The organism is Agarivorans litoreus (genome assembly GCF_019649015.1).
GTDB classification, from domain to species: domain Bacteria; phylum Pseudomonadota; class Gammaproteobacteria; order Enterobacterales; family Celerinatantimonadaceae; genus Agarivorans; species Agarivorans litoreus.
This window is the reverse complement of record NZ_BLPI01000001.1, coordinates 1,173,963-1,191,613: the sequence shown is the minus strand read 5'-3', so window position 1 is coordinate 1,191,613 and position 17,651 is coordinate 1,173,963. Positions and strand designations below refer to the sequence as shown.

Genomic DNA, 17,651 nt, shown 5'->3' with positions numbered 1-17,651 from the left:
ATGTTGGCGCTATTTAAACTTGTTGCAGTTCGGCCAATTCCTGCTTTAACTGGCCACACCATTGTTGAATACGTTGGTCGCTTAATTCGTATTGGTGTTCATCGTCTAGCGCTAAGCCATAAAAGAATTCGCCGTCTTCGGTGAGAGCTTTAGAGGCTTCAAACTCATAACCTTGGTTTGGCCAAAAGCCAATAAAGTTAGCGCCAGAGGGCGCCAGTTGCTCAAACAATAATCCCATAGCATCTAAAAACCATTCGCTATAACCCACTTGGTCACCTAGGCCAAACAGGGCGATGGTTTTATTCTTAAAATCAAGCCCTTCAAGGTTATCCCATACGGCTTCCCAATCTTCCTGTAATTCGCCATAATCCCAAGTAGAAATGCCAAGAATAAGCAGCGAATAGTCGTGCATTTGGCTTATGTCGCAATCTTTAATATTGAACATGTCGATATCATGGTCGGCAAATTCAGCGAGAATTTTCTCTGCTGCCATTTCGGTGTAACAGGTAGACGAGCCAAAGAACAGGCCAATGCGCATGTAAAACTTCCTTAAGCGTTGCAGTGTGCGCGGGCAGTTTATCAAAAGCGTTAACTAACACCAATAAGCCAAGTGTTAGCCCGATTAATTAGTGAGAAATATGCCAAGCAAGCAAAGCAAACCTAAAGCCAGCGAGATTGATAATCCACATATCAATCGCTTTATTGAACAGTTGTGGTTTGAGCACAGCCTTGCAGAGAACACCCTTAATTCTTATCGCAATGATTTAAACCAGCTGGCGAGTTTTTTGTTGCAGAAAGAAGTCCCGCTAGAACAAGCTGAAGCCTTAGACTTGCAGGGCTTTATTGCTTATCGCTATGAGCAAGGGCAAAAGCCGGCTAGTGCGGCTAGACAACTTTCCACCTTGAAGCGTTTTTACCGCTTTTTAATTCAAGAAAAAAGCCGAGAAGATGATCCCTGTGCCTTGTTAGTTCAACCTAAATTAGAGAAAAAATTACCGGGCACCTTAAGTGAAGCCGAGGTAGAAGCCTTGCTAAATGAGCCGCAGTTGGATGATCCCATTCAGCATCGCGATTTAGCCATGTTAGAAGTTTTATATGCCACTGGGCTGCGAGTGACTGAGTTAGTTAGCCTGCAAATAGAGCAAGTGAGCTTGCGGCAAGGTTTGGTAAGGGTTGTGGGTAAAGGCGGTAAAGAACGTTTAGTGCCATTGGGTGAACAAGCGGTAGATGTACTAGAGTGCTATTTAAAGCAAGCGAGGCCATTGTTATTAAAACAAGAAAGCGATGTATTGTTTCCAAGCTCTCGTGGTAGCCAAATGACCCGGCAAACTTTTTGGCATCGAATTAAGCGCTATGCCAGCTTAGCGGGGATTAACAACCACTTATCACCGCATACCTTACGTCATGCTTTTGCCACTCACTTACTTAACCACGGCGCTGATTTAAGGGTGGTGCAAATGTTATTGGGGCATAGTGATTTGTCTACAACTCAAATCTATACCCATGTAGCTAACGAGCGTTTACGCAGTGTTTACCAGCAGCATCACCCGCGTGCTTAGGCGAGCTACTAAGCAGTTTGTAACTAAATTTTTTGCAATTACCGCCTATAGGCGGTAAGTTTTGCAAGCTTTGCACGGTCTGCTTGTATACCCCTAATTCGGAGAAAATTTAATGAAATTATCCAAGGCCTTATTGTTGTCGATGAGTTTATTCGGCCTAAGCTTAAACACTGCCTGGAGTGACGATGCCAGTGAGCAGCCTGAAACCAAGGTGGCTCAAGCAGACATGACCAACAAATTGGATACTGCAAAAACCAAACAGGTGATTGAAGCGCGTTTAGGTGTAAAAGTAGATGCAGTAGCCGAAACGCCATTAGCTGGTATTTATGAAGTGGCCACCAGCCAGGGCATGTTTTATGTGAGCCAAGACGGTCGTTATTTAATTCAAGGCAGCTTGTTTGATTTAGTTAATCGAGTGAACCTAACGGATGCCAGCATGGCTAAGGTGCGAATTAAGCAGTTAGCAAGTTTCGAAAACGACATGATTGTATTCAAAGCAAAAGATGAAAAACACGTTGTAACAGTGTTTACCGATACCAGCTGTGGTTATTGTCGCAAGTTGCATAACGAACTGTACACTTATAAAGAAAAAAACCAGCAAACTCAAAAAGTTGAAACCTTAGCGGGTTATACCGATTTAGGCATTACTGTGCGTTACTTGGCTTTCCCACGCGGTGGAGTAGATTCTCCCGTTTATGGTGAAATGCAAAGCGTATGGTGTGCAGATGATAAAGCCGGTGCCATGAGCGCAGCTAAAAATGGTGGCTCAGTAGCGAGCGCAAGTTGTGATAACACAGTGCTTAAACAGTACCAGTTAGGCGAAGCGTTCGGTGTACGTGGTACGCCAGCCATGGTGCTAGAAGATGGCACCATGTTGCCGGGATATCGCCCACCTGCTGCCTTGTTAGAGTTTTTAGAGCGTAGCTAGCTTTCACTGCTGTAAATAGGCTCCTACTTTTGTTAAAAAGGGGAGCCTTTTTTATTTCACCATCCTAGAGAAACCAATACGTGTTATTACGCCGCCGCGAAAATCTCGATACCCAAGCGCTACCAGCCGAATGGCCAGAGCTGATAAAACAAGTGTATGTGCGACGCGGAGTTAAAACCGCGGCCGATGTTGAACGGCGCGCTCAAGCTCTTTTGCCATTTCAAGGTTTGCAAGGCATGGATGATGCGGTCAACTTACTGATAAGCAATCTGCAGCAGCGAAAGAAGATCCTGATTGTTGGTGACTTTGATGCTGATGGCGCAACCAGCACCGCATTATTAATGGCTGGCTTGCCGCAGTTTGGTTTTCGGTCTGTAGATTTTTTAGTGCCTAACCGTTTTGAGTACGGCTATGGCTTAAGCCCAGAGATTGTAGAGCTAGCCGCTGCCAAAGGCGCAGAGCTTATTATTACCGTGGATAATGGCATTTCCAGCATCAATGGTGTTGATAAGGCGCAGTCTCTTGGTATTCCGGTACTTATCACCGATCACCACCTGCCAGGTGAGCAATTACCCAAAGCGGCGGCTATTGTTAATCCAAATCTGTCGGCCTGCGCTTTTCCAAGTAAAAATCTGGCTGGCGTAGGTGTAGCGTTTTACTTGCTTATGGCGCTGCGCAGCAAAATGCGTGAACAAGATTTATTTGCCCAGCAAGGCTTGGTAGAGCCCAATATTGCCAGTTTATTGGATTTGGTTGCACTAGGCACTGTGGCGGATGTAGTGCCGCTGGACAGTAATAACCGAATTTTAGTTCACCAAGGGCTGCAGCGTATTCGAGCTGGTGCCTGTAGGCCCGGCATTCAAGCGCTTATTGAAGTGTCTGGCCGCAATAAAGCCAGTATGGTGGCTAGTGACTTAGGTTTTGCTATAGGTCCGCGCCTTAACGCGGTTGGCCGCTTAGACGATATGAGCTTAGGCATTCACTGTTTGCTTAGTGACGATATTCACCACGCCCGCCAATTGGCCAGCGAAATGGACAGTTTGAATAGTGAGCGCAAAGATATAGAAGCCAGCATGCAGCAAGAAGCCCAGCAAAGCGTGAGCAAGTTGAGTTTAGATACTCAAAGCCTACCCAAAGCACTGTGTTTGTATCAGGCCGATTGGCATCAAGGGGTGGTGGGGCTAGTGGCTTCACGCATTAAAGAAAAATACTACCGCCCAGTGTTTGCTTTTGCTGATGGCGATAATGGCGAAGTAAAAGGCTCGGGACGTTCGGTGGCTGGAGTGCATCTTCGTGATTTACTGGAACGTATAGATACCCAAAACCCAGGTCTAATTGCTAAGTTTGGTGGCCATGCAATGGCTGCGGGTTTGTCCTTATCGCAATCGCGATTTAGCGAGTTTCAAGCTTGTTTAGAAAATACCGCCAAAGATTTTATCGATGAAGAATGCCTCACTCACACTTTACTTAGTGACGGGGAATTAGCACCAGAGCAATTGGTGTTGGAATTTGCCGAAATGCTGCGTGAATCGGGACCTTGGGGTCAAGGTTTTCCCGAGCCTTTGTTTGATGGCGAGTTTGAGTTGTGTGCCCAGCGAGTTGTGGGCGAAAAGCATTTAAAGATGAGTGTGAAGCTACCGGGCATGAGCCAAGAAGTGGATGCTATTGCTTTTAATGTGGATCGCAGCATTTGGCCAAATGCCAGCCTCAAGCATGTGCAACTGGTTTATAAGCTGGACGTAAATGAATTTAGAGGGCGGCGCAGCGTACAACTTATGGTTGAACACTTAGCCCCCTTATAAACCTTATAGGAGTAGATAGATGTCTGAATCACTGATTGTGGTATGCCCTAGTTGCCAAGCAGGCAATCGCTTACCTGTGGCGCGAGTTGCTGAGCAAGCCAAATGTGGCAAATGTAAGCAAGCCTTATTTAGTGGTGAGCCGATTGATGTTACCGAAACAAGCTTTAGTAAGCACCTAGGTGGCGAGTTACCGGTGGTTGTCGATTTTTGGGCATCGTGGTGTGGCCCTTGTAAAAACATGGCACCGGCCTACCAGCAAGCTGCTCAGCAGTTTGCTCATCGCGCACAGTTTTTAAAAGTGAATACCGAGGAGCAACAAGCACTAGCGCAGCGTTATCAAATTCGCTCTATTCCTACTTTAATGGTGTTCAAAAATGGCAAATTATTAAGCCAACAAGCGGGTGCATTGCCAGCTCAAGCTATGCAGCAGTGGCTCGAACAATATATTTAGCTAAATCCAATATATTTAAAACTTTAGGGCTTATTCTTAGCGCTAAAGTTTTTGCTCTATCCTTCGCATTTTCTACAGCCTAATATTGTGTTGCTTGTCCAAATAGAGATAATCCAAAAAGTTATGTTTTTTAAGTGTTTGTTGTTGGCGAGTTATCTATTTGTTGTCAATAATTTATAAGCACATCAAATAAAAATAAGCCAAACACACGGCTAGTGATTAAAGGATTGTTTATGCCTAGGGGAACCTCTCTTACTGGAAACGAGCGCAAGATGGTTGAGCATCAACACATCGTTTCAACTACCGATCCTCGAGGCGTAATTACCTACGCTAATCAAGATTTTGTCGACATTAGCGGTTATAGCAACGATGAGCTGGTGACTCATGGACATAACATTGTTCGCCATCCTGCAATGCCAAAAGTGGCCTTCAAGATGCTTTGGGATCGAATTGAAAGCGGCAAGCCGTGGATGGGGATTGTAAATAATCGCTGCAAAAACGGTGATAATTACTGGGTCGATGCTTTTGTCACTCCCATGCTCTCTAGCAAAGGTGAGATAGAGGGTTACCAGTCGGTGAGGGTAAAACCTAATGCCGAGGCAGTAAAACGCGCTGATCGTTTGTATCAACGCATCAATCAAGGTCAGGCACCTATTTCCCGCTTGGAGCGCGGGCTGAATATATTAAGCCGTTATAGCTTAAGTTTTGCCTTACCTGGATTATTGGTGTTGGCATTTTGCCTAGTTAACTCGTTATTGTCTTTTGGCAGTGGGCTTATCGCAGCCATGGTAATTATTGGGCTAAGCGTGTTGTTAGCCACTATGCTAAGTGCGTCGATCCGCAGTTTAGCCGCCAGCAGTAAAAAAACTATTGATGATCCCGTAGCGCAATGGATTTACACCGGGCGCTGCGATGAACTAGGGCAATTGCAATTAGCCAATATTTTATTGGATCATCAACAACAAACTTTAATTTGGCGAGTCAGTGATGCTGCTCAGCAACTGGATAAGGTGGCGGCTCAGGCATCTAGCGCAACCGAAGGTGTATACAGCGATATGGACTCGCAGCAAAACGAGGTTGAGCAAGTCGCTAGCGCCATTGGCCAAATGGCGAGTAGCGTTGAAGAGGTATCGTCCAGTGTCCAGCAAACCGTGGAGCAAACTAGCCAAGCCGATCAGCAGGTGCGCCAAGGCCATCAAGAAGTTAACGACACCATCGCCCAAATAAACCTGCTGGCTAAAGAAATTGATACCGCCAGCGAAGTGATCGCGTCGCTAGCTCAAGAAAGTGAACAAATTGGCTCCTTTGTAACGGTTATTCAAGGCATTGCCGAACAAACCAATTTACTGGCTTTAAATGCTGCTATCGAAGCAGCTAGAGCGGGCGAACAGGGGCGAGGGTTTGCGGTGGTGGCTGATGAAGTACGAACCTTAGCTAGCCGCACGCAAAGCTCAACCGAAGAAATTCAAAGCATTGTGGCAACGCTGCAAACCGGCGCTGAAAGAGCGGTGAAAGTGATGCAACAAGGTAGCAAGGCCGCTCAGGGCAGTGTTGATCAAGCTGCCCATGCCGGTGATGCAATTATGCAGATTACCCAAACAGTGGAAGAAATTCGCAGCCGCATTAGTCAAATTGCCAATGCGACTGAGGAGCAGGCTTCGGTTGCCAGTGAAATTGGTGGCAATGTTTCAGCCATTAGCCAGCAAACTCAGCAAACCTTGCAGCGTTGCCAGCATACTAGCGAAGCCAATCATCTGTTGGCTGAACAAAGTGGCAAGTTGCGGGCAATGGTCGAGCTGTTTGCTCGCTGATTTAGCTGATAAATCAACTACAGAACACTGGGCTTAATTTTTTGATTTTGCTTTCATCAGTATTAGGGTGAGGATAATTTTGCTGGGCACCATTAACAGCAAGCCTAAGCCGATGATACCAGCGATTATTTGTACCCCAGTTACGCCCATGGAAACGCTAATATTAGAGAACATAGCTAAAGCTACTCCTACTAGCACCAATAATAAACCTATGCATATAACGGCATATAATAGGTACTTTCCTTGTTGCTGAGTCATCATATAGCCCTTTTTAATAACGACTTAAGCCATTATTAAGCACATGCTTATATACAACCTTGCGTTGGCGCAGTTTATTGTCAATCTGCTGGTTGTTTGGTTGGGTTACTTGCTTGAGAAACGTTAAGTAAGGGGGCATTTTCAGGCCAGCTAAGTATGCCTTTTACCTGCCAAAAACTACCAATAGTGGGTGTTGGTTGTTGATTGAAGCTGATAGTGAGTAATTTTCCTTCAGCACTTTTAGCTAAGAGCTCTTGCTGGTTATTGGTGGTGCCAATAACCAGAATATTGCCCTCAACTAAAGCTGATTGTTGATGTGCTAGCGCGTGTTCTAAAGACAGGCTTTCTATCTGTTTAAAAGGGCTATTCGGCGCCCAGGTGTAGTAACAAAAAAGGCCAATAAGTAAAGCCATTACAAAGGGAATACGTTTGTCGATAATTCGAGGATCTTTGGCCATTTAATGGTCCTTATTTGTGTTGTTAAGCACTTGGCATTTCAGCGTTTTATCGCCCGCCAGCAACGTCGACAATGCTACCCGTGATATAAGAAGCTTGTTTTGAAAGCAGCCAAGCAATGGCTTCGGCAACTTCGCTGGGCTGACCGGCGCGCTGCATTGGAATGGCGCTGCGGATGCGTTCAATTCGGTTGGGTTCTCCGCCATCGGCATGCATGTCGGTATCAATAAAGCCTGGCCGCACCCCATTCACTCTAATCTTTTGCTCGCTAATTCTAAGGAAAGCCCTTTAGTGAGAGTATCAATGGCACCTTTACTGGCTGCATAATCGATGTATTCGAAGGGTGAACCTATGCGAGCTGCGGCCGAAGACACATTAACAATGGCACCGCCATAACGGCTGCCCATGCGCTTAATGGCGTATTTACAGCACAAAAAAGCACTGGTTACGTTGGTTGTGAGCAGCTGATTGATGCGAGCATGATTCATATTCACCAACGAGCTTTGTGGTAGCAACATGGCTGCATTGTTGACTAAGGCGGTAATTGGGCCGAGTTGTTGGTCAATGGCAGCGAACAGTTTATCAACTTGCTGCTCTTGGCTTACATCAGCAGCATACGCCATTGCAGGAACACTTAAGGCATGGATTTGCTTCAGCAGCGTGTTAGCAGCTGTTTGGTTTCGTTTGTAGTTAATACAAACGGCATAGCCTTGTTGCGCCAGCAGCAAAGCGGTAGCAGCGCCAATGCCACGACTAGAACCGGTGACGAGTGCAACCTTATTCATCGTTGTCCCTGCTAGGTGAAGAAAGACCATGCTAGCAATATCACCCGCCTACAGAAAGCCTTTATGTTACGAATTAAATGACTATATTCCATACTATAGTGCGACAAACTTGCGCCCTAAGCGTTGGCTTTAAGCGCTAATCTTTCTAGACTCTGGAATAACTTAACTATCACTTTTGAGATTATTTATGGATATTACCTTTGAATTCGCCAGTGCCTTAAATGTGCAAGCCTTACGTTTAGCCGACGAAAAACAAGTGAGCATTGCTGTTGCAGTGGTTGATGCTCACGGCGAGTTAGTGAGCTTTTCTCGAATGAACAATGTGGCTTTTCATGCAGCAGTACTAGCTCAGAACAAAGCGTATACCGCAGCGCGTGATCGCCAGCCTACAGCCAACTTAGCGGCTTGGGCAAAAGAAACGGGTAAAGACATGGGGTATTGGACGGATCCTCGTTTTACCGGTATTCAGGGTGGGGTGCCGATTTACCAAGATGGTAATGTGATTGGCGCCATTGGTATTAGCGGCATGAGTGAGCAAGACGATGCTGCTCTAGCGCAAGCTGCAATAGATGCTATGGTATAACCAAGATCAAATTTTCATCACTGGCGTAAACCTTTGGTTTGCGCTATTGACTTATCTCTCATATCATCCCTGTTCACCTCGATATTAGTGGCTAGCATGTATTTTAGTGCTCACTAATAGTTATCAGTTCATCTGAAAGTTTTACGATAAAAGTTCCGTCTATCGTTCGGTAGCAACAGAGTGTTTTTTAATATTTTGTTTTTATCAACGATTAATGTTTGAAGGGCTTAATGTTGCTATGGGAAGGCAAAAAGGCTTGGTCTCTAGAGTTTTAGTTACTGTTAGCATTCATTCAATATTTTGGGCCCCAAAATAGGCTTCAACTTTTGACATCAGCTTAGTTATAAAAAGTAAACAGGGAAGTAATATGATATTTAAAGTAGGCAAGCCAATGGCACGTTGGGTAAAGTTAGCCGTGTTCGCTTGCTCACCACTGTTGCTATTGGGGTGTGGGAGTGGCGGAGGCGAGCCCTCTGGGCAAGAGGCTACTCCCGATAAAGCGCCTGCGGTATCTGCTAAAGCGATCGTGTTAAGAGCTGGTGATACAACCTTATCCGAGGGCTCCAATAGCCAATTGGAATTGGACCTAGTTTACGACAATGGTGTTACTCGAAACCTCACCCCATTCAAGCTTAACTGGCAATGTAACTCTGAAGCAGTAAGCATTAGTGAATCTAGTTATGTGACAGCAAATTCAGAAGGTGAAGCAAACTGTAGCCTTGCTTGGTCATCATTGAGTTTGGTAGTGGATTTTACGGTTCGCTCTGATGAGATTATTGCTGAAAGCCTTACTATTTCCCCAGTAAGTCCGGTTGCTCTAACGCTTAACGATCAACAAGCTTTAGAAGTTATCGCCAGTTTTAATGACGGCTCTCAACAAGTTGTGAGCAGTGATGTGCAGTGGCTTTGCGATAGCAATGTGGTGAGCATTAATGCTCAGCAGCTTACCGCCGAACAAGTTGGACAAGCCACGTGCAGCGTTACTTGGCAAAACCTGAGTGCTGATCTTGAGGTCGTAGTGTCTGCGCCCGCTACCTTAAGCAGTATTAGCATTAACCCTGCAGGACCCATTGATATTCCTTTAGCATCGAAGCAAAGCTTACAAGTTAACGCCAGCTACAGTGATGGCTCTGTGAAAGCGTCACTAAGCGATGTGCAGTGGGCTTGCGATAGCAGTGTAGTATCAGTAGATGCTCAACAGCTTCTAGTCACCAATCAAGTTGGCCAAGCCATTTGCACTGCCAGCTGGCAGGACCAGCAAGCAGATATTCAAGTTGAAGTATTGGCCCCTACCGCCACTAATCACAAATTGTCTCTGGCATCGATAGAACACTTACGTTTTGCCGGGCAGGATTATAGCCGCTTTGCAAGTTGGGTCGACCAAGCGGTTGCTGGCAGCCCTGGGTATGGGTTCTCGCCTACCGATGCGGTTTATATGTATTACCTGACTCAAGATAAAAAATACATTGAGTTGGCGATTGAAGATGTAGAAAAGCAAGTTGTTGAAGCAGAAGCTCTAATTGCAGCTAACCAAAAGCCAATAACAAGCAAAGATTCTTATCTTCATGTAGGTGACTTTATCTCTGAGCTGGCTTACGTTTACGACTATGGTTATGACTTACTTAGCGATAGCCAAAAAACGCGTTGGAAAAACTACGCTGAACAGGCCATTTGGAATGTGTGGAACCATGCAGATGCACAGTGGGGCGGTAATCGTTTCCCTTGGAGCGGCTGGGCAACCACTAATCCTGGCAACAATTATCACTTCAGTTTCTTAAAAGCCACCATGACTTGGGGTTTAGTGGACGAAAACGAAGTTTGGCTCAATCTACTCAGAGATGACAAACTGCCAAAGCTAGTGGAGTATTATGCGCAGTTTGCTGGTGGTGGTAGCCGTGAGGGGACTGGCTATGGAGTAGCTCAGGGTAAGCTATTTGAGCTGTACATCATTTGGCGAGACTCTACCGGCGAAGACCTATCACTTGAGTCTTTGCATACAAAACAAACCATCGATTACTGGATCCACGCTACTACTCCAGACTTAACGCATTTTGCGCCAATTGGCGACCAATCTCGGGTATCTTTGCCGGTATTGTTTGATTATCACGAAAGCTTAATACAGCGGGCTGCATCGTTAAATATTGGCAGTGACGCAGCGAAGCGAGGCAGTTGGTGGTTAGCTAATAATTCAGTTAACCCGATGCGCTATGGTTTCAACCTGCATACTACTTTGTTGCAACAAGAGCTAAATCAAATAGTGCCAAGTGATTTGCTGTATTACTCTTCTAGCGCTGGTCACCTGTTTGTGCGTTCTTCTTGGGATGCCGATGCAAGCTGGTTATCTGCCGTAGCGGGTATTTACGATGAATCGCATGCTCATCAGGACCAAGGCTCATTCACCTTGTTTAAAAATGAGTTTTTAGCGGTAACCCAAAATATTTGGTCACACAGTGGGATTCATCAACTTAGTGATCAGCACAACATCCTACGTTTTGAAGAGGCTGGAGAAATCATTCCGCAGAAGCGCGGTACCGAGGGCAGTATGACTCATCAGGTTAATGGTGATGTTACTACCATCAACATGGATCTAACTGGCGTTTATCCCGCCTATGATTCAATTACCTCGTGGCAGCGTGAGATTCGATTTAGTGCCGATCAAGTTATGGTCACTGACCAATGTCTTGTAGCCGACACGGTTTCTACTATTTGGCAAATTAACCTGCCGGAAGAGCCGATTGTACAAGCCGACGGTTCAATTATTGCGGGTAACTTAAAAATCACCTCAATAGTGCCTGCAACACCAAGTATTAGTATCATTAACTGGAATGATATTGATGCGGTTGAATACAAGGAAGACCGTTATAGATTAGATCTAGAGGGTGGCGCTTGTAACTATCAAGTGCAATTGGATGTTTTAAACTAGAGCTGTTAACAGATTTAAAAAGTGAGCTTTGTGCTTCAATACCACTCGCTCTTAAGCGAGTGGTATTGAAGCCAAGGCTAGGTTTTTTTTAGCAGTTAAGTTCTATCTGTGGTTGCTTGTTTGTAGATCTAAAGCATTAGTTGGCGAAGCGAAAACATATAAAGTGATTCTGTTCAGATATTGGCTTTATTCTTGGCTTTGATTAGCTCTAATTTTGTCACTATTTTGCTAAAACATTGATTGCTCATTTCATCCTATACTAAAGCTTGCTGCTTATTTGCAGAGTTTGAAAAATATACAGTGTGTATTTGGCTTAACTTGGTTTACACTAGCCACCCCAAGTGGCTATTGGAGCTGCTGGGCAAATGAGAGAAAGATTATGGCTAAGAAAAAAGGCGCTAAGTTGTTAGCGCATGAGCACGGTCGTGGGCAAATTAACGACAATGCAATTAAAGCGCTGGTTACCAGCCAGTTATTTAAAGCAAAAGTTGAACGGCCGAAAAAAGGCAAAGGTTCATACACTAGAAAGGGGCATAAGCTGAAGGGCAATGCCCCTTTCGACTTTTTGGGATTAACTCAAACTAAGTGGCTTCTAACAGGGTTTGCAGTTGCTTAAGCGAACTCACCTCATAGTGCGGCTCTATTCCCTCAGGCCTTTCTTGTCCGTGGCGATTTAACCAGCAAGTTCTAATCCCCGCATTAATACCACCTTGTATATCTGAATGTGGATTATCTCCCACCATTAATACCCGATGTTTCTCTGGTTGCTGCATTTGAGCAAAGGCATGCTCAAATATATCTTTATGCGGTTTTGCAACGCCCACTTGCTCAGAGATAACCAAAGGTGAGAAATAGCCGCTCAAACCGGTGCGTTCTAAACGGATTTCTTGTAGCGCGGTAAAGCCGTTGGTAATAATGCCCATCTTCACTTTGCTCTTAAGTGCATCTAGCAAGTCTTTAGCGCCAGGTAATAGGCTGCATATATCTGCCATTGCCTCTAGGAAGGCGTCATTGAGCGCTTGCGGGTGTTGTTCAAGCTGCTTAGCCCAATACTCAAAGCGTTGCTGTTGAAGCTGCTCTGCATTCACCTGGCCGGCTTGATAGGCTTCCCACAAGGGCCGGTTGCGGGTTTGGTAATGTTGATAGTCTTGTTGCTCAAATTTAACCCCATAGCGAGAGAACATTAACTGTAAGCCGGCAAAGGCGTCAAAATGAAACAAGGTCTCATCGGCATCAAACAATATCCATTGGTACTTCATAAACAAATGGCCTCGGGGCTGTTTATCTTTCGAGCTGATTTTTGCAGCAACTTGTGGCTTATTTATACAAGGCAGAAGCTTAAATGTGTAGTTAGCCTACATGAGAAGCTGATAACGCAGTAGAAATAAGCTTCAAACGCTGCCCGAAGGTTTCGGCTAAAATCGTTTTATGCTTTGTTAAGGCGTATTTACCTAGAATGCTAGGCTACACAGCCTTGCCGCGCTTAAAACGATTTTTTCACGAACAAAATTTAACCGCGAAAGATATACAGCCCCTAATGATTAATATAGTTAAGCGTCTATGTTGGTAGAAGCTTGCAGCTAAGTCAAAGCGTGCGTTAGTAGCTTGAGTCACTTAGCTTTTTTAGCAGTAAAAACAAGCATTGAAAATATTGGCCATTTAGCGCCGATAAGCACTAGCCATTTAGATGCTCGCCAAAGCGGGTTATAGCTTGCAATTAAGCAAAAAAGGAGTACAATTCCGCGGCTTCAATTAGCGGGGATCCCATTTTGGGACCTTAAATTTTTTAACTAGTATGAGGACGATATGGTTACCATTCGTTTGCAACGTGGCGGCGCTAAGAAGCGTCCATTCTATCAAGTAGTTGTTACTGATAGCCGTAATTCACGTGACGGTCGCTTCATTGAAAAATTAGGTTTTTTCAATCCGATCGCAAAAGGTCAAGAAGAGCGTATTCGCTTGGAACAAGACCGCATTGATCACTGGGTTGGCCAAGGCGCTGCGGTTTCTAACCGTGTAGCTAAGCTAATCAAAGATTCAAAAGCAGCTTAATTTAGCCTTTTTAGTGGAGTTAAGATGAGCAATAAAGAACAGCCCATCGTACTGGGTCGCCTCGGTGCCGTTTACGGTATTAAAGGATGGCTAAAAGTTAACTCATTCACTGAAGATGCAGAAGCTGTATTTAACTATCAACCTTGGTTGATAGGTCGTTCTGGCGAATATACTTCAATTGAAGTGACAGAATGGCGGCGACACAGCAAATCTTTCATCGTTAAGCTTGAGGGCTACGATGTAAGAGAACAAGCACAGAGTTTAACCGGAATGGATATTGCGGCTTTGCCGGAAGTTCTACCGGAGCTTGCAGAAGATGAATATTACTGGCGTGACCTAATGGGCATGCAAGTGGTTAATCGCGGCGGCTATAACTTCGGGCATGTGACCGATTTAATGGAAACAGGCTCTAATGATGTTTTGGTTGTGAAAGCCAATTTAAAAGATGCCTTTGGCAAAAAGGAACGGTTAATCCCGTTCATAGAGTCTCAGATAATTGATAACGTCGATCGCGAGTCTCAAACTATTACTGTTGATTGGGACCCTAGTTTCTAGGTTCCTTTATGGCTGAGCAAACACCACAATTGTGGGTGGGAATAGTGAGTCTATTTCCAGAAATGTTTTCTGCCATAAGCGAGTACGGTGTAACTGGGCGTGCGGTAAAACGCGGCCTGATTAAGATTGAGTGTTGGAATCCTCGTGATTTTACTCATGACAAACATCGTACGGTGGACGACCGACCTTACGGCGGTGGCCCTGGCATGCTAATGATGGTGCAACCTTTACGGGATGCGATTCATGCTGCTAAACAGGCTGCTGGTGATGGGGTTAAGGTGATTTATATGTCACCGCAAGGGCGTACCTTGAAGCAAGATGGAGTAATAGAGTTAGCTCAACAGCAAAAGCTGATTATTGTTGCTGGTCGCTATGAAGGCATTGACGAACGCTTGATTCAAGCGGAAGTTGATGAAGAATGGTCGATTGGTGATTATGTGTTAAGTGGTGGTGAGCTGCCAGCAATGAATATGATAGACGCCGTCTCGCGGTTAATTCCGGGAGTTCTGGGGGATAAAGCTTCAGCTGAGCAGGATTCATTCTCTGATGGATTGTTGGATTGTCCACATTATACTCGTCCAGAAATTTTGGATGGGCAAACAGTACCCGAGGTACTGTTAAGTGGTAACCATAAAAAAATTGAAGAATGGCGCTACAAACAAGCACTTGGGCGAACCTATTTGAGGCGACCGGAGTTATTGGAGAATCTAGCTCTGACTGACAAGCAAGAAAAGATTCTTGCTGAGTTTATCCAAGAGCAAACGTCCTTGGATAGTAAATAAAGATTCAGTTAATTCTAGGAAATAGTAATGAGCAATATCATTAAACAGCTCGAAGAAGAGCAATTGAAGCAAGACGTACCTGCGTTCGCACCTGGTGACACAGTTGTAGTTCAGGTAAAAGTAAAAGAAGGTAACCGTGAGCGTCTACAGGCGTTTGAAGGTGTGGTAATTGCTAAGCGTAACCGTGGTTTACACTCTGCATTTACTGTACGTAAAATTTCAAGCGGTGAAGGCGTTGAGCGTGCATTCCAAACTCATAGCCCGCTAGTTGAGAGTATTACTGTTAAGCGTCGTGGTGACGTTCGTCGCGCTAAGCTTTACTACTTGCGTGAACTTTCTGGTAAGAAAGCACGTATTAAAGAAAAATTGGCTAAGTAAGCCCTTTTCTTCGAGAATAAAAAAGCCCGCAGTAGCGGGCTTTTTTTATGTTTGTGGTTTAAGCCACTTCAAGTACAGAGTTGTCACCATCCACACCATTTGGCTGGTAGCTGTCTGCTGCCCAGTCATTGTCATAGGCTTCTGCACCGTCGCTCAAGCAAAGTTTGTATTTAAACTGGTAGCTGCTTTGTTGATCGGTTGGCACGTTTACCACTACTTTGAACTTACCGCTTTTTAGTTTGGTAAGTTCTATAGGTTGCCATTCGTTAAACTCAGCTAGCAAGAAAATTTGCTCTGCATCTTGAGTTGCTTCTTTCTCAATTTCAAAGGTAACTTTTACTTCAGGCTTCGATTTTAGGTATTGCTTCTTCAACGGCATGGTTTTCTCCTCCGAGAGATAATATAAATCCGTGTACTATGTGACCACTATCGATTCTTTCAAAAAAGTGAGAGCTTGGTCAACAGTTGATTAATTTTTTTACAGCTGAAAGTAGTCTTGAAGAAGCGCTGCGGTAAATTTAGTTCTTAAATAATAGCCGCGAGGAAGGGTTTGAATGAGCTGTCCATTTGGGCCAATCGCACTGGTTCGAGCCTTGTTATTAGCGGCTTTAGGGCGTAATTGTAAAACTTGGCCATGGCGCGCGGTGATTTGATCTATTTGGCCAAAAGCGATCATTTCCATAATTTCTTCCCAATCGGAGCGTAATTGCTGCTCTTGTTGGGCATTTGGGCTCCACAAGATCGGATTAGCAATAATGCGTTGATCCAAAGGAATGTGTCGTTCAGCTAATATCGGGATCCACAATACCCGTGACAGCTTGTTATACACATTGCTTTTATGCCAAGTTGAGCCGGTAATATTGCACAGAGGAGTTATGCACACATAGGTACTTTCTAGCGGTTTGCCTGATGCATCAATGGGAATGGTTTTTAGCTCTATGCCTAGCTCGGGGAAATCTTGAATAGGTTTGCTGCCGGCGCTGGCGCCTAAACACCATTCGAGTAATTGGCCGCTCCAGCCTTTTTCTCTTTTTAGATCTTTGGGAATGGCAAAACCTTCACGATGTGCAAGTTCGCCTAAGCTTAATCCAGCTAAAGACTGGGCGCGTTGGAACAGTTCAGTTTCACTTTGAGGCTTGGGCGTCATGAGTGTTTGTTGTCAATAAAAACACTATTGTATAGAAGCTGTTCGATAATTGCAGTAACAGCACTAAACTTAGCTAATTTAGTTTAACTATATGATAAAAAAGAAATTTTATTATCTAGTAGTGTGGTTATTAAGCAGTTGATGGGCTTATTCATAAGTAAATGTTATTTACTAACAGCTTTGCCCACATATTTTATGGATAACTCAGTTTAGTTGTTATTAACTTTGTTTTTATTCACAGATTTTTACGATTTAATCAAAAGTGGTTTATTTTTGTTCAGAAAATTTCGCCGTTCGGCTAAAAATTTAGAACTGTGTGTTTTTTAAACGCTATAACTTATAAACAGTTTTAACTTGCTAAAAATAACGCTTATTAAAATATGTTATTTTTAAGTTGTTGTTTATTAGGTGTTTTTATTTTTATTGGTGGTGTGTTTTTTGTTCGGGCTTGAACTGTGATTTTGTCTTTAGGGGGTTTAACCCAAGTTATGCACAGGATTTCTCACAGGTAAGTTGAATAACTTTAATTAAGCCTGCATTATTACAATTTATTCCCTTTGTGATAGGCGTATTTGCCGCGCTTGTGATTCTGTGAAAGAATCAGTTTATCTATAGTTTTTTAGCTGAAGGTTGTTTCAGTGATTGATGGGGATGGTTATCGTCCCAACGTAGGCATCGTTATTTGTAATCAGCGTGGTCAAGTTTTATGGGCACGCAGATATGGTCAACATTCATGGCAGTTCCCTCAGGGAGGCGTGGACGAGGGAGAGTCTGCTGAACAAGCGATGTATCGTGAGTTACATGAAGAAGTCGGCTTGTTGCCGCAAGATGTAAAGATTGTAGCAACAACTAGACATTGGCTGCGTTATAAATTACCAAAGCGCTTAATTCGTTGGGATAGTCCGCCGGTTTGTATCGGACAAAAGCAAAAATGGTTTCTGCTCCGTTTAGTGGGTAAAGAATCTAATATAAAATTTGATCGCTGTGGCCACCCAGAGTTTGATGATTGGCGTTGGGTGAGTTATTGGTATCCCGTTCGGCAGGTTGTCTCTTTTAAGCGGGAGGTCTACCGTCGAGCATTAAAAGAGTTTGTAATGGCAGCAATGCCATTCAACCGATCGGAACAAAGCCAAGGCAAAGATAAACGACGCCGTTTTAAAAAGCGAAAAGGAGCTTAGTTA

General features: G+C 44.3%; 19 protein-coding genes and 1 pseudogene. 13 read left to right on the top strand and 7 right to left on the bottom strand.

Translation table 11 applies throughout. The annotated features are described in order from the left end of the window. Nucleotides 1-13: 13 nt before the first annotated feature. Nucleotides 14-538, bottom strand: coding sequence for a flavodoxin FldB (gene fldB, locus K5L93_RS05530; protein WP_220718822.1), 525 nt, complete (start codon nt 536-538; stop codon nt 14-16). A 100-nt stretch (nt 539-638) separates the two neighbouring features. On the opposite strand from fldB, the gene xerD reads away from it, so the two are divergent. From xerD to K5L93_RS05505, 5 genes are all read left to right on the top strand, one after another. Next, entirely contained in the window at nt 639-1,559 is a 921-nt protein-coding gene (gene xerD, locus K5L93_RS05525) for a site-specific tyrosine recombinase XerD (RefSeq protein WP_220718821.1), read from the top strand. 112 nt (nt 1,560-1,671) lie between these two features. Then, entirely contained in the window at nt 1,672-2,487 is an 816-nt protein-coding gene (gene dsbC / locus K5L93_RS05520) for a bifunctional protein-disulfide isomerase/oxidoreductase DsbC (protein WP_220718820.1), read from the top strand. Between the two features lie 80 nt (nt 2,488-2,567). Continuing rightward, the gene (gene recJ, locus K5L93_RS05515) at nt 2,568-4,289 is read left to right on the top strand and encodes a single-stranded-DNA-specific exonuclease RecJ (RefSeq protein ID WP_220718819.1); all 1,722 of its coding nucleotides are present in this window, start codon (nt 2,568-2,570) and stop codon (nt 4,287-4,289) included. Between the two features lie 19 nt (nt 4,290-4,308). Continuing rightward, nucleotides 4,309-4,740 (top strand): thioredoxin TrxC, encoded by a 432-nt coding sequence (gene trxC / locus K5L93_RS05510; RefSeq protein ID WP_220718818.1) that lies wholly within the window; start codon nt 4,309-4,311, stop codon nt 4,738-4,740. 233 nt (nt 4,741-4,973) lie between these two features. Beyond that, on the top strand, nt 4,974-6,551 hold the full coding sequence (locus tag K5L93_RS05505) for a PAS domain-containing methyl-accepting chemotaxis protein (protein ID WP_220718817.1): 1,578 nt from the start codon (nt 4,974-4,976) through the stop codon (nt 6,549-6,551). 33 nt (nt 6,552-6,584) lie between these two features. Here K5L93_RS05505 and K5L93_RS05500 read toward each other — a convergent pair whose 3' ends face one another. From K5L93_RS05500 to K5L93_RS05490, 3 genes and pseudogenes are all read right to left on the bottom strand, one after another. Continuing rightward, nucleotides 6,585-6,812: a hypothetical protein gene (locus K5L93_RS05500; protein WP_246614993.1), complete on the bottom strand. Its 228-nt coding sequence runs from the start codon at nt 6,810-6,812 to the stop codon at nt 6,585-6,587. A 77-nt stretch (nt 6,813-6,889) separates the two neighbouring features. Then, complete coding sequence (locus K5L93_RS05495; RefSeq protein ID WP_220718816.1) at nt 6,890-7,267, bottom strand: hypothetical protein; 378 nt, start codon at nt 7,265-7,267, stop codon at nt 6,890-6,892. Nucleotides 7,268-7,313: 46 nt separating this feature from the next. Continuing rightward, nucleotides 7,314-8,050 (bottom strand): annotated as a pseudogene (locus tag K5L93_RS05490) (SDR family oxidoreductase). Between the two features lie 187 nt (nt 8,051-8,237). Here K5L93_RS05490 and K5L93_RS05485 point away from each other — a divergent pair. The 3 genes from K5L93_RS05485 to K5L93_RS05475 all read left to right on the top strand — a co-directional run bounded on the left by K5L93_RS05485 (nt 8,238) and on the right by K5L93_RS05475 (nt 12,172). Further along, the gene (locus K5L93_RS05485; protein WP_220718815.1) at nt 8,238-8,633 is read left to right on the top strand and encodes a GlcG/HbpS family heme-binding protein; all 396 of its coding nucleotides are present in this window, start codon (nt 8,238-8,240) and stop codon (nt 8,631-8,633) included. A gap of 367 nt (nt 8,634-9,000) precedes the next feature. Next, nucleotides 9,001-11,556 carry a DUF4962 domain-containing protein gene (locus K5L93_RS05480; protein WP_220718814.1) on the top strand — a complete coding sequence of 852 codons (2,556 nt, stop codon included), beginning with the start codon at nt 9,001-9,003 and terminating at the stop codon, nt 11,554-11,556. A gap of 379 nt (nt 11,557-11,935) precedes the next feature. Further along, nucleotides 11,936-12,172, top strand: coding sequence for a ribosome alternative rescue factor ArfA (locus tag K5L93_RS05475; RefSeq protein WP_220718813.1), 237 nt, complete (start codon nt 11,936-11,938; stop codon nt 12,170-12,172). Here the strand turns inward: K5L93_RS05475 and yjjG are convergent. Then, nucleotides 12,138-12,815 (bottom strand): pyrimidine 5'-nucleotidase, encoded by a 678-nt coding sequence (yjjG, locus tag K5L93_RS05470; RefSeq protein ID WP_220718812.1) that lies wholly within the window; start codon nt 12,813-12,815, stop codon nt 12,138-12,140. The two genes, K5L93_RS05475 and yjjG, sit on opposite strands and share 35 nt — an antisense overlap. Nucleotides 12,816-13,362: 547 nt before the next feature. Here yjjG and rpsP point away from each other — a divergent pair. From rpsP to rplS, 4 genes are read left to right on the top strand one after another with little or no spacing between them, the layout of a single operon-like run. Further along, nucleotides 13,363-13,608, top strand: coding sequence for a 30S ribosomal protein S16 (gene rpsP, locus K5L93_RS05465; RefSeq protein WP_016401327.1), 246 nt, complete (start codon nt 13,363-13,365; stop codon nt 13,606-13,608). A 24-nt stretch (nt 13,609-13,632) separates the two neighbouring features. Beyond that, nucleotides 13,633-14,163 carry a ribosome maturation factor RimM gene (rimM, locus tag K5L93_RS05460; RefSeq protein WP_220718811.1) on the top strand — a complete coding sequence of 177 codons (531 nt, stop codon included), beginning with the start codon at nt 13,633-13,635 and terminating at the stop codon, nt 14,161-14,163. 8 nt (nt 14,164-14,171) lie between these two features. Further along, nucleotides 14,172-14,945 carry a tRNA (guanosine(37)-N1)-methyltransferase TrmD gene (gene trmD, locus K5L93_RS05455; protein ID WP_373869967.1) on the top strand — a complete coding sequence of 258 codons (774 nt, stop codon included), beginning with the start codon at nt 14,172-14,174 and terminating at the stop codon, nt 14,943-14,945. 27 nt (nt 14,946-14,972) lie between these two features. After that, complete coding sequence (rplS, locus tag K5L93_RS05450) at nt 14,973-15,323, top strand: 50S ribosomal protein L19 (RefSeq protein WP_220718810.1); 351 nt, start codon at nt 14,973-14,975, stop codon at nt 15,321-15,323. Between the two features lie 58 nt (nt 15,324-15,381). On the opposite strand, the gene K5L93_RS05445 is transcribed toward rplS, so the two are convergent. Then, a complete protein-coding gene (locus K5L93_RS05445) occupies nt 15,382-15,702 on the bottom strand; it encodes an isoamylase early set domain-containing protein (protein WP_220718809.1) in 321 nt (106 codons plus the stop codon). Between the two features lie 99 nt (nt 15,703-15,801). After that, nucleotides 15,802-16,470, bottom strand: coding sequence for a DNA mismatch repair endonuclease MutH (mutH, locus tag K5L93_RS05440; protein WP_220718808.1), 669 nt, complete (start codon nt 16,468-16,470; stop codon nt 15,802-15,804). A 638-nt stretch (nt 16,471-17,108) separates the two neighbouring features. On the opposite strand from mutH, the gene rppH reads away from it, so the two are divergent. Continuing rightward, nucleotides 17,109-17,648, top strand: coding sequence for an RNA pyrophosphohydrolase (gene rppH / locus K5L93_RS05435; RefSeq protein WP_220718807.1), 540 nt, complete (start codon nt 17,109-17,111; stop codon nt 17,646-17,648). The last annotated feature ends 3 nt before the right edge of the window (nt 17,649-17,651 follow it).